The organism is Streptomyces sp. NPDC040410, assembly GCF_055595715.1.
The window spans coordinates 64,389-77,724 of the sequence record NZ_JBVIVK010000006.1; the positions used below are offsets into that span (position 1 = coordinate 64,389).

A 13,336-nucleotide genomic window follows, 5' to 3' on the forward strand; every position below is an offset into this window, starting at 1 on the left:
CATGACGCAACAGGGAACCGACGTGAGCTGGGCGCTCCGCGATCTGGTGGAGAGCATCCCGGAGATCCGCTTCGCCCTCGTGGCCTCAAGTGACGGCAAGGCCATCACCTCCTTTGGCGCCGAGGACCCCGACGACGTGGACCGTTTCGCGGCCGTCGTGGCCGGCCTGCAGGCACTGGCCCAGCCGGTGGCCGAGCAGTTCCCCAAGTACGCGGGGCAGCTGCGGCTGGCGATGATCGAGGTCGACGGCGGCCACCTCTTCGTCGTACGGGCGGGTGTGGAGACGTATCTCGGCGTACTGGCCCGCGAGGGCCTCGACCAGGGCCTGCTGGGACACCAGATGAGGGACCTGGCCCGCAGGATGGGTGAGCTCCTCGGCACCACTCCGCGCCTGGAGGAGCACTCTGGATGAGTGCTCCCCGCCGGCCCACGGACCCGTCCGGTCTCGAGCGGTACTACGTCCTCACCGGAGGACGTAGCGGACCGGGCGGTTCGGCGTCGAGTCTCGACGTGGCGACCCTTGTCGTCTCCCACACCACCCCCGCCCCGGGCATGCAGCACGAGCACGAGGAGATCCTGCGGCGCTGCCGCAATCCGCTGTCGGTGGCCGAACTCGGCGCCCACCTCGGATTGCCCTTCAACATACTCGCGGTGCTGTTGGCGGATCTGCTCGAGGCAGGCCGTATTGAAGCCCGTGACCCCATCCCGGCGCACGGTGCCGGCCGCGGGCCCGACCTCGCGCTCCTTGAGGAGGTACTCAGTGGACTTCAAAGGCTTTGACCATCCCGGCCGGCCGGCCGCCGCCGAAGGGGCGGGCCGGGGTCGGGAGACCGAGCGCGCGGAGGCCCGAAGGGCTGAGCACGACCGGCCTCGCGACGCCGGCTTCGGAGCTCTGGAGACGAACGGAGACAACGGGGCCACCCGCTCGGTGAAGGTGATGATCGCCGGCGGCTTCGGCACGGGAAAGACGACCCTGGTCCGATCGGTCAGCGACATCAAGCCGCTGACCACCGAGGAGACCCTCACCCAGGCCAGCGCCGACGTCGACCACCTCATCGGAGTCGCCGACAAGACCCAGACCACCGTCAGCCTGGACTTCGGCAAGATCGGCATCAACGACGAGCTGGTGCTCTACCTGTTCGGCACCCCGGGCCAGGAGCGGTTCTGGTTCCTGTGGAACGGCCTGTTCAAGGGCGCGCTCGGAGCGATCGTCCTGGTGGACACCCGACGCCTGGCCTCCAGCTTCCGGGCGATCGAGGAAATGGAACGGCAGAACGTCCCCTTCGTCATCGCCCTGAACGTCTTCCCCGACTCCAAGCACCACCCGGTCGAAGAGATCCGGGACGCTCTGGACATCCCTCCGCACACCCCGATCGTGGCCTGCGACGCCCGCGACCGGGCCTCCAGCCGTGACGTACTCATCGCCCTGATACGTCACCTGCAGGAACGCTCCGCCGTCGCACTGGAGCCCCGATGAACGGCCAGAACTACGACAGTCCCGACGCCCCCCGCGGCTGCCCGGTCGCACACGGTTCGGCCGAACCGGCCCGGCTGTACGGGCCCGAGGCGGCGACCGACCCGTTCGGCATCTACGAGCGGCTGCGCAAGGAGCACGGCTCCGTCGCCCCGGTGCTGCTGGAGGGCGACATCCCCGCCTGGCTGGTGCTGGGCTACCGGGACAGCAGGCGGGTACTCGACAACCCCCGCCAGTTCAGCCGGGACGCGCGGATCTGGCGGGACTGGCGGGAAGGACGGATCGCGGAGACCTCTGCGCTGATTCCGATGCTCGGCTGGCGTCCTGACTGCGTGTCCCAGGACGGCGAGCCGCACCGCAGGCTGCGCGGCGCCGTCAACGATGTGCTGCAGGACGCTGTCGGCCGCGGTATCCGCCGCCACGCGACGCATTTCGCCAACAAGCAGATCGACGGGTTCGCGGACAACGGCCGCGCCGATCTGGTGGCGGACTACGCCGACTATCTGCCGATGCTCGTGATCACCCGCATTCTGGGGCTTGCCGAGGCGGAGGGGCGCCGGCTGGTCGAGTCCTGCGCCCATGTGCTCAAGGGCGGCGAGGACGCCGTGGTGCACGACGGCAGGATCAGGGAGATCTTCGGTGAACTCGCCGAGCGCAGGCGGTCCGAACCCGGCTCCGACCTCACCACCGGCCTGCTGGAGCATCACGCGGCTCTCGACCACGACGAGGTCGTCCACCACCTGCGCGTGGTGCTGATCGCCGCGCACGTGACGACCAACCTGCTGGCCCGGGTGCTGCGGCTGGTCCTGACCGACGCCTCCCGGCTCTCCGGGCTGATCAGCGGTCAGCTGAACATCTCGGCGGTGGTGGAGGAGGTCATGTGGAACTCTCCGCCGCTGGCCGTCCTCCCGGGGCGCTTCGCCGCCAGCGACGTCGAACTGGGCGGGCACCGCATCCAGGAGGGCGACCTGCTCGTTCTCGGTCTCGCCCCGGGCAACCTCGACCCCGAGGTCCGGCCCGACCCAAGTGTCTCGGTGCAGGGCAACCAGGCGCACCTGGCGTTCGGGGCGGGCCCTCACGAGTGCCCCGGGCAGAGCATCGGGCAGTCCATGATCGAGGTTGCGGTGGACGTCCTGCTGCACCGGCTGCCGGGCCTGCGGCTGGCCGTGCCGACGGATGAGCTCACCTCGACCGCCTCCACCTGGGAGTCCCGCCTGGACAGGCTGCCGGTCGAGTTCCCGGTGTGAGCAGGCTGCTGCCCGGTCGGAAACCCGACCGGGCAGCGCCGCCGCCCCGCACGGCCGGCAGGTCGTCCACGGAGCCTGGTACGGCCGGCTCTGCGGCGGCTGCCGGGCCTTCCTCCGCCGCCGCGTAGCGGCCGGACCAGCGCCCACTCGTGGCTGCCGTTGGTCCGTTGCTGGACGGCCTCCCCACCCATCCGCACGCGGTCCCGCCCGTCAGGACGCGGACGGCGACTCCGGCAGGGCTCCTGCCGCCGTGTCGTTCCGGGGCGAACCGGCCCTTGAAGGTCTGGTCGATCGATCCGAACGTCCGTCGGAGCGGTTGAACAGATGCGATCCGGCCCGTTCGGGTTCCTCCTTGCGGGCCGTCGGGTGGCTTCGACCTCGGCTGCGGTGTCGAGCATGTCGCGCCGTGTCTCGCGTTCCTCGGCCTTGGTGGTGGGCGCGAAGGACTTCTGGAACAGGATTGGGGCGTCAGCCGTCGAGCCAGTCGCCTGCGAGGCCCGTGGGACGGTATCCCGTGGCGTTCCACAGGAAGTGCGGGTGGGCGCAGCCGAACATGTAGGCGAGCAGTGCGGTGTCCTCCCTCCCGGTTTGAGGGTTGTACAGGGTGTAGAAGTATTCACTTCCGACTGCGCCGGAGTCTTCTTGGACGTGACGAGCGCGGGCCGTTGACGGTGCGGCACTGGATGCCTCCACAGCGGCGATGTAGGTGCGGCGCAGGATCTCCCATGTGCTGTCGGTGTTGCCGTACCAGGGGCCGTGCAGTGCTTCGAAGGCATGGAGCTCGGCGTCGAAGAGGGGCCATGTCTGGGGGTATTGGGCTCGGCAGCGTGCGGACAGCTCGGCGGTCCGGGTGCTCAGTGCCGGTGCGGTGGGCCGCGGGGTGATGTTGAGGGTGGTGCCGTGGGTGAGGATGCCGGTGCATGCGTTGGGCTGCAGGTCGCAGAGCGGGCACTCCTGGGCCGGGGGGAGGCCCTGGGTGATGCCGTCGAACCACAGGGCGTGGCGGCCCGTGAGCCCCATCCAGACGATGGTGCTGGTCATCAGCCACGTGTTCCACATCGAGGTATGCGCCTCGGGCATGCAGCCGTACTTGACGAGGGCGATGGCGCAGGCAGCGTAGAGGGCCTTGGTGTGGGTGGGTATCTCGGCGAGCCAGAAGTTGCTGATCTCGCCGGTGAGGGCGTCGGCTCGTACGTCGGCCATGTCGTCGATGACGCGGCACAGCAGCAGGGAGGCGAGGTGTTCCTCCTGCCAGAGTTCGGTGTCGGGTGAGACGTGCCAGAACAGGCAGTCCAGCATCTGCAGGAGCGAGTAGGTGCTCTGGCCGAGTGGGTTGGTCTGGGGGAGCGTGACGCTGCCCGCGTGGTGCTGCTGGAGCCAGTACTCGTCGACGGATCGCTTATGGGCTGCGTAGAGTCCGCAGACCAGGGCCCGTGCGCTGTTGGTGCTGAAACTCTCGGCCAAGCGGCCTTCGACGAGTTGGGTGAGGCGGGTGGTGTCGATGGTTTCGATCACACGTTTGTACTCGTGGAAGACGAGGATGTCGTCTTCGAAGCTGTGGCGGAGGCCAAGGTCTCGGTGAAGGTCGTTCATCTGCCGGACCCAGATCCATCCAGCGGTCAGGACGCTGTCGAGTTCCGGGCGGTACGGCCAGGTCTTGACGGTGAGGGGACGACCGGCGCTCTGCCGCCAACCGTAGTCATCCAGCGTGCGTGCTGGAGGCGTGGGCAGCCGACGGCACAAAGGGCAGACACAGTCGGTTATTCGCTCCTCCTCGCGCGGCGGGGTGAGTGCCCGGCTCCTCCAGGCCCCTTCCAGCATCGTGCAGGTCAGTCGGCAGACCTCAATATCGGTGCTGACTTGGGGGAAGGCTGCCTCGATCGTGCGCAGATTGCTGTCGAGTCGCCTCAGCCTGGCGTAGCCCTCCTCGTCGGGCGGGAGGAACGCGCGCGGCGCCAGATGGAGGGCTCCCTCCACATGCAGCGTGGTGCCGGAGTGCGGGTATCCAAGTGCGTCCAGCCGCTCCTGAGCGGCGTTCTGGAACCTTCGGTACTGCTCCGTGCTCCCGTTGATGCGTTTCGCCACGAGGCGGGCCAGGGTGTTCCCCGCCTCCGCGGTCTGGAGCTGGGCGCCTGGCTGCGCCGGGAGCAAGCTGTCGGCGGACGCCTTCGGAACAGCACCTACGACACGAGATTTCACACCGGTCTCCGTTCAAGCTGTGGTCCTGGCAACGGAATCGATCGACCGTGGTTGTCGGCCGGTCGTGTCCGAAAATCTTCTGTACCTTCCGCGACGGCCTCGCCGAACAGCCGGACTCACGCGACCGGCTCCGGCTCCTGCTGCGAACGACCGTGAGGGGCACGACTGCTGCGTTGACGGCCGAGGAAGTGGAGCGGGTCGCCCACCTGCCCTTCGAGGACGAACTGCTCCGTGCCCGGCCGGTTCTCGAACGCGGCGAGCCGCTCGTCCACGGCAGATTCGTCCTCGACACCGCCGGCCTTCCATGAACGGCCCGCCCTTGTCGAAGCACTCCTGCTGCAGGACGAGCACCCGCACGGGCGGCTCAGCTGTGTTGATCAGGAAGCACTCGCGGGCCCGTCAGGCGTAGCGCGACCACCGGATCAGAGGTGCGCTGCCGCTCCAGGAAGGCAGCACCCGCGGCCTGCGGCCCGCGGCGGATCCCACGACCCGTACTCCTCGAACTCCGGCCTGGCTGCGGACCAGGACCATGTCCCAGATCCCGCACAGACGGCGCTCCTGGGCGTACTCCAGATGACTGCTGACAGGGGTGTCGAAGGGGAGGCCGAACGTGACGTCCTGAGGCATGCGCTTCCTTTCGGGAGACGGACCGCAGGGTCCCCGGCCCTGCGAACAAGCGGCTGTCGAGACCGCCCGCGCACTCGAACTGGACTTCGCGGATCGAAGGTTGAACCGAGAAGCGCTACGAGGCTGCCCAGAGCGTAAATGATCTACACCGTGACCCGGCCGTGATCTGGGTTACTGCTCAAGCCTCATGAGCTGCGTACACTCGCGCGCCCCCGCGTACGTGAGCGCGACCTTCGTGCCCGCGATCTCCTGTGCCGGCCCGTCGAACGGATCGCGGTCCAGGCCCACCGGATCGGCCAGCACTCCCTCCCCGTCCGCGGCCGGTGCCGTCGGCATGGTTCACCGGGGCCGAGCCCGCCGTGCAAGCGCAGATCGCCTCGGCGAGTCCGATTCTCTCGGCGGGCAGGAATACCGGCGTGTCGTCGTCCGGTGCCACGCGGTCGACTGAAACGGCGCGGCCGGGATATCCGACAGACACAGAGCGCGGGGCGCGACGTCCCACGCCGGACTTTCGGAGGAGACATGACGCTGGTGAAAGCGGGGGTCGTCGTGCTCGACTGCGTCGAGCCCGAGAAGCTCGCCGTGTTCTACAAGGAGCTGCTGGAGGCCGAGGAGACGGACGTCACCGCCAACCGCGTGGAGATCAGGGGTGCCGACGGGACCCGGCTGGCGTTCCGCCGCGACGTGAACGCGACGCCGCCGAGCTGGCCGCGTCCCGAGAACGCGCTCCAGGCCCACCTGGACTTCGTGGTGGAGGACCTGGACGAGGCGGAGCGCAGGGTGGTCGGGCTCGGCGGGCGCCCGCTGGAGACGAAGGACGCCTCGGGCCCCTTCGAGGAGCGCGGCTACTCCGACCCGGCGGGCCACTCCTTCACCCTGCGCCTCGTCCCGTCGACCGCCCCCAAGCAGGGCTGAATCACCCGGGCCGCCCCGCCCGGTGGCCGGACCGGGCCGGGAGCCCGTGTCAGTCCCGGCCGCCCTTCTCGCTGGTCGGCCAGACACCGGTGGAGCGCTCGATGGCCTTCGCGCCCGTGCGGTCCACCGCACTGCGCACGACGGCGAAGATGGCACCCTGGACCGCGGCGGCCAGCAGGATCTCGCCCCAGCCGCGGTCCTGGTCCAGTGCGTCGGGCGCGTCCTCCTCGTGGCGTATCGCCTTCCACGTCTTCTTGAAGGCAAGTCCCGCCAGTGTTCCGCTCGTCCAGCCCAGGACGAACCCGAGGGGCTTGTAGGCGAGGGGGAGTTTCTTCTTCTTGGCCACGTGAGTCTCCTTCTCTTGTGTGCGTTACCGGGGTCGGGGCCTGCCCCGCGGCGGTACGTCCTCCTCGGCGCGGATCCGCCCCGGCGGCGTCCCGTCGCCGAACGGACGACCGCCCATCTCCTGACGGTGATGGGGCGTCAGCCAGCCCGACAGATCCGGGCCGACAGGCACGATGCCGGTCGGGTTGATGCCGGTGTGCACCTGGTAGTAGTGCCGCTTGATGTGGTCGAAGTCGACGGTGTCGCCGAAACCCGGCGTCTGATAGAGATCCCGGGCGTACGCCCACAGCACCTGGTTCTCCGTCAGCTTCCAGCGGTTGCACTTGAAGTGGCCGTGGTAGACGGCGTCGAAGCGGACCAGGGTGGTGAACAGCCGGATGTCCGCCTCGGTGACCGTCTCGCCGACGAGATAGCGCTGCCGGGCCAGCCGGCGTGTCAGCAGGTCGAGCTGACGGAAGACGCCCGCGCACGCGGCCTCGTACTCCTCCTGGTCCGTGGCGAAGCCCGCCCGGTACACGCCGTTGTTGACGTCCTCGTAGACGTCCGCCATCACCGCGTCGATCTCGTCGCGCAGCGCCCGCGGATACAGGTCGGGCGCTCCCTCGCGGTGCAAGGCCGTCCACTCGGTGGCGAAGTCCAGGGTGATCTGCTGGTAGTCGTTGGTGACCAGTGCCCCGCTGGGCACGTCCACGAGCGCGGGCACGCTCACCCCGCCCGGGTAGTCGGTCTCCCGCCGGTCATAGGCCTCGCTGAGGTAGCCGATGCCGAGGACCGGGTCGCGGCCGTCCGGATCGAGGGTGAAGCGCCAGCTGCGGTCGTCCTGGATCGGGTCGGCGACGGCCAGCGACAGGGCGTCCTCCAGGCCGAGGAGCCGCCGGGACACGAGCGCCCGGCTCGCCCACGGACAGGCACGGCTGACCACCAGACGGTAGCGTCCGGCCTCCACCGGCCAGCCGTCCCGGCCGTCCGCGGTGATCCGGTCCGTGAAGTGGCTCTTGGACCGGGTGAACGTCTTCCTGCCATACGCGCGGTTGCCGTCCACGCCGCTCATGTTTCCTCCTGCCGTGTGCGGGTCCTGATGACCGCGTTCCCCGAAATCCGCGGACGGCACGGTGTGAGCCGCGGTGACCGGGGCAGTCGGCGTGAGTGAGCGGGACAGCAACGGATCAGAACGCAGACCGCAAAACCCGCGTCACCGTGCTGGTGGCGCTCGTGGCCAACCTGGTGATCTCGGTCGCCAAGGGGATCGGGGGCCTGATCGCGGGATCGCCCGCGCTGCTGTCGGAGGCGGCGCACTCCGTGGCCGACAGCCTGAACGAGGTCTTCCTCCTCGCCGCCCTGCGCCGCAGCCGCCGTCCCGCTGACGAGCGGCACCCGTTCGGCTATGGCAAGGAACGGTTCTTCTGGGCCCTCCTCGCGGCCGTCGGGATCTTCGTCATGGGCGGCTGCTTCTCCTTTTTCCAGGGCTTCGAGGCCCTCAGGAACGGCGCCGAGGAGAACTTCAGCGGGTACGTGGCGGGTCTGATCGTGCTCGGCGTCGCCTTGGTCGCCGAGGGGATCTCGCTGTTGCGGGCCCTGCACCAGGTGCACCGGCAGGGCGGCACGGGCGGGATGCGCGACCCGGCCCTTCGCACGGTCGTCGCCGAGGACGGTACGGCGGTCCTCGGGGTGACCCTCGCCATCGTCGGCATGGTGCTGCACATGGTCACCGGGCAGGTCGTGTGGGAGGCCTCCGCCTCGCTGGCGATCGGCGGGCTGCTGGTGTACGTGGCCTACCGGCTGGGCCGCGAGGCCCGCGACCAACTGATCGGGGAGGCCATGGACCCGCAGGCCAGCGCCAGGATCCGCGCCCTGCTGGCGGCACAGCCCGAGATCGACAGCGTGGAGGCGCTGTACACGATGAAGACGGGGCTCGACTCGGCCCTGGTGGCCGCGCGGGTCGACCTGGTGCCCGGCCTGGACAGCGAGCAGGTCGAGGAGGTCGCCGTACGTATCAAGCGGTCCATCGTCCGCACGGTTCCCGAGGCGGGCGAGGTCTTCCTCGACGTGACCGACCGGCCCGCGATGGAGGCACGGGACAGCCCCGCCGCGACGGGGGAGCGCGGCGGGGCCTGACGCACGCGTGCCCGGCGGTAACCGGTTCATGCGTAAGCGGACCAAGATTTTTCGGCCGGGTCAGTCTCCGTCGGGCTCCAGCACGAAGACGGGGATCTCCCGGTCGGTCTTCTTCTGGTAGTCGGCGTAGGGCGGGTACGCCCGGACGGCCCGCTCCCACCACTCGGCCTTCTCCGCACCGGTGACCTCACGGGCCGTCATGTCCCGCTTGACGGGTCCGTCCTGCAGCTCCACCCGGGGATCCGCCTTGACGTTGTGGTACCACACCGGGTGCCGGGGAGCCCCGCCCAGCGACGCGACGGCCGCATAGCGACCCTCGTGCTCGACGCGCATCAGCGGAGTCTTGCGGATCTTGCCGCTTCTGGCTCCGCGGGTGGTCAGCAGGATGACCGGCAGACCGTACCCCCGGAGGGTCGTTCCCTGCGTTCCGCCGGAGCTCTCGTACAGCTCCACCTGCGCGCGCACCCACTGCGTCGGACTCGGTTCGTACTCGCCTGCGAGGGGCATGGCATCCGTCCCGTCGTCTGTCACGGCTGACTTCCACGGGCGTCAACACCGCGGCGCCCGGGATTCATCCGCCCGGCACGCCGACCGGAGACCGCCTCGCGGCCCGGCGAGATCCGGCGGACAGTGGACCGAACCGGGCGGCGGAATCGCGCCATCCGTGGCCCGGAGCGGCCGGCTGTGGCGTCCGGAGCCCGTCATGAGGGCGCCACCGGCATCCGGGCGGCCAGCGCCGCGATCACACCGCTCGACGCCAGCGCCGTCAGCAGCCGGCCCCGACGGCCCGTCAGAGCCCGGCCGAGCAGGGCGCCGCCCCCCGCGAGGAGCAGCTGCCAACTCGCGGACGCGGCGAAGGCCGCCAGCACGAACACCCCCTGCTCCAGGGGCCGTACGGCGTCTTCGGCGCGCGTGCCGAGCACCAGGGCCGCGAAGTAGACCACCGTGGTGGGGTTGAGCAGGGTGATCCCGAGCAGGGCCAGATATGCCCGCGCGGGGCCCGGGGGAGGCGGGGCGGCCCGGGTGGTGAGCCCGTGACCGCGGTACTGGCGTACGGCCGTGACGGCGCCCCGGGCCGCCAGTGCGAGCAGCACCAGGGCGGAGGCCCAGCGCAGCGGCACCAGCGCGGGCCGCAGCGCGTGCGCGAGGGCGGAGCCGCCGAGGGTGGCCGCGAGGGCGTAGAGCCCGTCGGCGGTCGCCACGCCGAGCGCGGCGCAGACGCCGGTGCGAAGGGAGGTCCGGGCGGTGAGGGAGACGAGGCAGGTCGCGACCGCGCCGACGGGCAGGGCGATGCCGTAGCCCGCGAGCAGCCCCGCGACGAGCGCGGCGGTCACGACCGCGGAAGTGTGGGCCTCCGGGGCCGGCCGGGCTGCTGTCGGCCGTGCACCCGACGCACGGCGGTGGCGGTCGGCGGCGGCAGGGCAACGGTCGAAGGCATGGCCGGATCCTGGGGCCGGCGGCCGTGTGACCACAACCGGTTTTCGCAGCGGACCGAGTCGGCCGCGCGGCCGTCGCTCTCCGGCCAGAATCCCCGTCTCGCCTGTCTGGCCGAACTTCACGTCGCCGTATAGGTGCCCGGAGCATCTAATGAGGGTCTGCATGACACCCCCTCGTCTGCGAGGTTTTCCATGACGGAAACGGAACCCGTCGCCTTCCCCCAGGACCGGACCTGCCCCTACCACCCGCCCGCCGCCTACGACCCCCTGCGCGCCGCCCGTCCGCTCACCCGGATCAGGCTCTACGACGGCCGTCCGGCCTGGCTGGTCAGCGGACACGCCGTCGCCCGCGAGCTCCTGGCTGACCGGCGTCTGTCCACCGACCGCACCCGCGCCGGCTTCCCTGCACCCACCGAGCGCTTCGCCGCCGTGCGGAACCGGAAGATCGCGCTGCTCGGCGTGGACGACCCGCGGCACCGCGTCCAGCGCCGGATGATGATCCCGAGCTTCACCCTCAAACGGGCGACCGGGCTGCGCCCCGCGATCAGGCGGATCGTGGACGAACGGATCGACGCGATGATCGCGACCGGGCGGCCCGCGGATCTGGTGACCGCCTTCGCGCTGCCCGTGCCCTCGATGGTGATCTGCGCGCTGCTCGGCGTGCCCTACGCCGACCACGACTTCTTCGAAGGGCAGTCACGACGGCTGCTGCGCGGCCCGACGGCCGCCGACACCCAGGACGCGCGCGGCCGACTGGACGCCTACTTCGAGGAGTTGATCGACCGCAAGCAGAAACAGCGGGAGCCCGTCCAGGGCGTGCTGGACGAACTCGTCCACCAGCAGCTGCGCGAGGGCGCGGTCGACCGCCAGGAGCTGATCGCCCTGGCGACCATCCTGCTGGTGGCGGGCCACGAGACGACCGCCGACATGATCTCGCTGGGCACGTACACCCTCCTCCGACACCCCGAGCGTCTGGCCGAGTTGCGCCTTGATCCGACGCTGCTGCCCGCCGCCGTGGAGGAGCTGATGCGGCTGCTGTCGATCGCGGACGGGCTGCTGCGGCTGGCCACCGAGGACATCGAGGTGGCCGGCACGACGATCCGGGCCGGCGACGGGGTCGTCTTCGCTACCTCGGTGATCAACCGTGACGAGGACGCCTACCCCGAACCGGACACCCTGGACTGGCACCGGCCGGCCCGCCATCATGTGGCGTTCGGCTTCGGCATCCACCAGTGCCTCGGCCAGAACCTGGCCCGGGCCGAGCTGGAGATCGCCCTGAGCACCCTCTTCGACCGGCTGCCCACACTCCGCCTGGCCGCCCCGGCCGACGAGATCCCCTTCAAGCCCGGCGACACGATCCAGGGGATGCTGGAACTCCCCGTGACCTGGTAAGAGGCCCGGCCATGCACATCGACATCGACAAGGACGCCTGCATCGGCGCGGGCCAGTGCGCTCTGACCGCCCCGGGCGTCTTCACCCAGGACGACGACGGCTTCAGCTCCCTCCTGCCCGGCTGGGAGAACGGATCAGCTGACCCCATGGTGCGGGAGGCCGCCAGGGTCTGCCCCGTCGGCGCCATCACGGTGTCCGCTCCCGCGGGCTGATCAGCAGCCCGGCCGCGTCCCGCGCCTCGGCCGCCGCTTCGACCGGACCGTGGCCGTTGCCGGCCGGGCTGCCGGGCCTGCCGCCGCCGGGGCGCGTCCGCGCGAATGGGCGGTGGGACTCGACGTCGGCAGCGCACGGCGGTGACGCGCGCTCGTGCCGGCCGTCGTGCCCGCGGTCATGGTGCCCCGCACAGCTGGTGCGGCCGCGCCGGGTTCGGCCTCGGCGTGTGCCGCCCGGCCTCAGCCGGCCTTCAGCAGCAGCCCGGCCGCCTCCCGCGCCTCGGCGGCCGGTCGCGTGCTCCCGGTGATGCCCGCCGTGACCATCGCGCCCTCGGCCAGCAGGAACAGCTGCCCGGTGAGCGCGTCGGGCAGTCCGGCGTCGGCCACGAGGGAGGCGAGGTAGCCGCGGAACGCCTCCTTGTGCGCCCGGACCTGCGCCGCCACGCGCTCGGAGGTGGCGCCCAGTTCGCCGTACGAGTTGATCCAGGCGCAGCCGCGGAAGCCGTCCTCGGCGAACCACTCCGCGAGCCAGTCGTAGACGGCCAGGATCCGCCGCCGGGGTTCCTCGTGACGTTCCACGGACGCGGCGAGCCGTCCGCGCCAGCGCACGTCGCGCCGCTCCAGGTACGCCGCGACCAGCTGCTCCTTCGCCGGGAAGAGCTGGTAGAGCCGCTTGAGCGACACGCCGGACGCGCCGCGGACGTCGTCCATGCCGACGGACTGGATGCCCCGCCCGTAGAACAGCTCCTCCGCTGCGTCCAGTGCCTTCCCGCGGGCGACTGCGCTGTCCATGGACGACCTCTCCTTGACGTGAGAACGAGCGTTCTCCTACGGTAGCAGCCAGTGCGGAGAACGCTCGTTCTCCGTGGAAACCGCCGCTGTCCCTTCGGGAACCAGGAGAAGACCATGACCGACCGACCGCCCCTGCCGCCCTTCACCCGGGAGACCGCCCGGCAGAAGGTGCAGGCCGCCGAGGACGCCTGGAACACCCGTGACCCGCACAAAGTGTCGCTCGCCTACTCCGAGGACTCGGTCTGGCGCAACCGCGACACCTTCGTCACCGGTCGCGCGCAGATCGTCGAGCTGCTCACCGCGAAGTGGCAGCGCGAGCAGGAGTACGCGCTGCGCAAGGACCTGTGGTCCTTCGACGGCAACCGCATCGCGGTCCGCTTCCAGTACGAGTCCCGCGGCGCCGACGGCCAGTGGTGGCGGTCGTACGGCAACGAACTGTGGGAGTTCGACGAGCACGGGCTGATGACCCGGCGGGAGGCGAGCATCAACGACGTACCCATCGAGGAGAACCAGCGCCGCATCCTCGGGCCGCGGCCCGAGGCCGAACGGGGGCGGTCCTTCCCGGTCGAATAGGGTTCCAGG

General features: G+C 70.5%; 18 protein-coding genes and 1 pseudogene. 10 read left to right on the forward strand and 9 right to left on the reverse strand.

The annotated features are described in order from the left end of the window. Position 1: 1 nt before the first annotated feature. The 4 genes from ACZ562_RS14645 to ACZ562_RS14660 all read left to right on the forward strand — a co-directional run bounded on the left by ACZ562_RS14645 (position 2) and on the right by ACZ562_RS14660 (position 2,721). Positions 2–412: a roadblock/LC7 domain-containing protein gene (locus ACZ562_RS14645; protein WP_030043913.1), complete on the forward strand. Its 411-nt coding sequence runs from the start codon at positions 2–4 to the stop codon at positions 410–412. Continuing rightward, the gene (locus ACZ562_RS14650) at positions 409–780 is read left to right on the forward strand and encodes a DUF742 domain-containing protein (RefSeq protein ID WP_471178040.1); all 372 of its coding nucleotides are present in this window, start codon (positions 409–411) and stop codon (positions 778–780) included. The genes ACZ562_RS14645 and ACZ562_RS14650 overlap by 4 nt, the downstream gene beginning before the upstream one ends. Before the next feature lie 112 nt (positions 781–892). Continuing rightward, complete coding sequence (locus ACZ562_RS14655) at positions 893–1,477, forward strand: GTP-binding protein (protein WP_471178804.1); 585 nt, start codon at positions 893–895, stop codon at positions 1,475–1,477. Beyond that, entirely contained in the window at positions 1,474–2,721 is a 1,248-nt protein-coding gene (locus ACZ562_RS14660; RefSeq protein WP_471178043.1) for a cytochrome P450, read from the forward strand. Before ACZ562_RS14655 ends, ACZ562_RS14660 begins: the two co-directional genes overlap by 4 nt. A gap of 208 nt (positions 2,722–2,929) precedes the next feature. On the opposite strand, the pseudogene ACZ562_RS14665 reads toward ACZ562_RS14660, so the two are convergent. Beyond that, positions 2,930–3,185: pseudogene (locus ACZ562_RS14665) on the reverse strand (IS982 family transposase); the annotation flags it as partial. Between the two features lie 4 nt (positions 3,186–3,189). Then, positions 3,190–4,920 carry a hypothetical protein gene (locus ACZ562_RS14670; protein ID WP_471178045.1) on the reverse strand — a complete coding sequence of 577 codons (1,731 nt, stop codon included), beginning with the start codon at positions 4,918–4,920 and terminating at the stop codon, positions 3,190–3,192. 173 nt (positions 4,921–5,093) lie between these two features. On the opposite strand from ACZ562_RS14670, the gene ACZ562_RS14675 reads away from it, so the two are divergent. Further along, positions 5,094–5,228 carry a hypothetical protein gene (locus ACZ562_RS14675; RefSeq protein WP_471178048.1) on the forward strand — a complete coding sequence of 45 codons (135 nt, stop codon included), beginning with the start codon at positions 5,094–5,096 and terminating at the stop codon, positions 5,226–5,228. 91 nt (positions 5,229–5,319) lie between these two features. Here ACZ562_RS14675 and ACZ562_RS14680 read toward each other — a convergent pair whose 3' ends face one another. Further along, a complete protein-coding gene (locus ACZ562_RS14680) occupies positions 5,320–5,547 on the reverse strand; it encodes a hypothetical protein (protein ID WP_471178050.1) in 228 nt (75 codons plus the stop codon). Between the two features lie 171 nt (positions 5,548–5,718). Then, positions 5,719–5,883 (reverse strand): hypothetical protein, encoded by a 165-nt coding sequence (locus ACZ562_RS14685; RefSeq protein WP_471178052.1) that lies wholly within the window; start codon positions 5,881–5,883, stop codon positions 5,719–5,721. Positions 5,884–6,069: 186 nt separating this feature from the next. On the opposite strand from ACZ562_RS14685, the gene ACZ562_RS14690 reads away from it, so the two are divergent. Next, a complete protein-coding gene (locus ACZ562_RS14690; protein WP_471178055.1) occupies positions 6,070–6,462 on the forward strand; it encodes a VOC family protein in 393 nt (130 codons plus the stop codon). A gap of 49 nt (positions 6,463–6,511) precedes the next feature. Here the strand turns inward: ACZ562_RS14690 and ACZ562_RS14695 are convergent, their stop codons facing one another. Then, positions 6,512–6,808: a DUF4235 domain-containing protein gene (locus ACZ562_RS14695; RefSeq protein WP_471178057.1), complete on the reverse strand. Its 297-nt coding sequence runs from the start codon at positions 6,806–6,808 to the stop codon at positions 6,512–6,514. Between the two features lie 24 nt (positions 6,809–6,832). Then, complete coding sequence (locus tag ACZ562_RS14700) at positions 6,833–7,858, reverse strand: glutathione S-transferase family protein (protein ID WP_471178060.1); 1,026 nt, start codon at positions 7,856–7,858, stop codon at positions 6,833–6,835. A gap of 95 nt (positions 7,859–7,953) precedes the next feature. Between ACZ562_RS14700 and ACZ562_RS14705 the strand changes: the two genes are divergently transcribed. Then, positions 7,954–8,922, forward strand: coding sequence for a cation diffusion facilitator family transporter (locus ACZ562_RS14705; RefSeq protein ID WP_471178063.1), 969 nt, complete (start codon positions 7,954–7,956; stop codon positions 8,920–8,922). A 60-nt stretch (positions 8,923–8,982) separates the two neighbouring features. Here ACZ562_RS14705 and ACZ562_RS14710 read toward each other — a convergent pair whose 3' ends face one another. Both ACZ562_RS14710 and ACZ562_RS14715 read right to left on the reverse strand, forming a co-directional pair. Next, on the reverse strand, positions 8,983–9,429 hold the full coding sequence (locus tag ACZ562_RS14710; protein WP_471178807.1) for a nitroreductase family deazaflavin-dependent oxidoreductase: 447 nt from the start codon (positions 9,427–9,429) through the stop codon (positions 8,983–8,985). Positions 9,430–9,623: 194 nt separating this feature from the next. Further along, positions 9,624–10,256: a LysE family transporter gene (locus ACZ562_RS14715; protein ID WP_471178065.1), complete on the reverse strand. Its 633-nt coding sequence runs from the start codon at positions 10,254–10,256 to the stop codon at positions 9,624–9,626. A 294-nt stretch (positions 10,257–10,550) separates the two neighbouring features. Here ACZ562_RS14715 and ACZ562_RS14720 point away from each other — a divergent pair, with 294 nt between their 5' ends. Next, positions 10,551–11,750 carry a cytochrome P450 gene (locus ACZ562_RS14720; RefSeq protein WP_471178067.1) on the forward strand — a complete coding sequence of 400 codons (1,200 nt, stop codon included), beginning with the start codon at positions 10,551–10,553 and terminating at the stop codon, positions 11,748–11,750. Between the two features lie 11 nt (positions 11,751–11,761). Further along, a complete protein-coding gene (locus ACZ562_RS14725; protein WP_471178070.1) occupies positions 11,762–11,962 on the forward strand; it encodes a ferredoxin in 201 nt (66 codons plus the stop codon). Between the two features lie 240 nt (positions 11,963–12,202). Here the strand turns inward: ACZ562_RS14725 and ACZ562_RS14730 are convergent, their stop codons facing one another. After that, positions 12,203–12,754, reverse strand: a complete 552-nt coding sequence (locus tag ACZ562_RS14730; RefSeq protein ID WP_471178072.1) for a TetR/AcrR family transcriptional regulator — start codon at positions 12,752–12,754, stop codon at positions 12,203–12,205. A gap of 114 nt (positions 12,755–12,868) precedes the next feature. On the opposite strand from ACZ562_RS14730, the gene ACZ562_RS14735 reads away from it, so the two are divergent. Then, positions 12,869–13,327, forward strand: a complete 459-nt coding sequence (locus ACZ562_RS14735) for a nuclear transport factor 2 family protein (protein ID WP_471178075.1) — start codon at positions 12,869–12,871, stop codon at positions 13,325–13,327. The last annotated feature ends 9 nt before the right edge of the window (positions 13,328–13,336 follow it).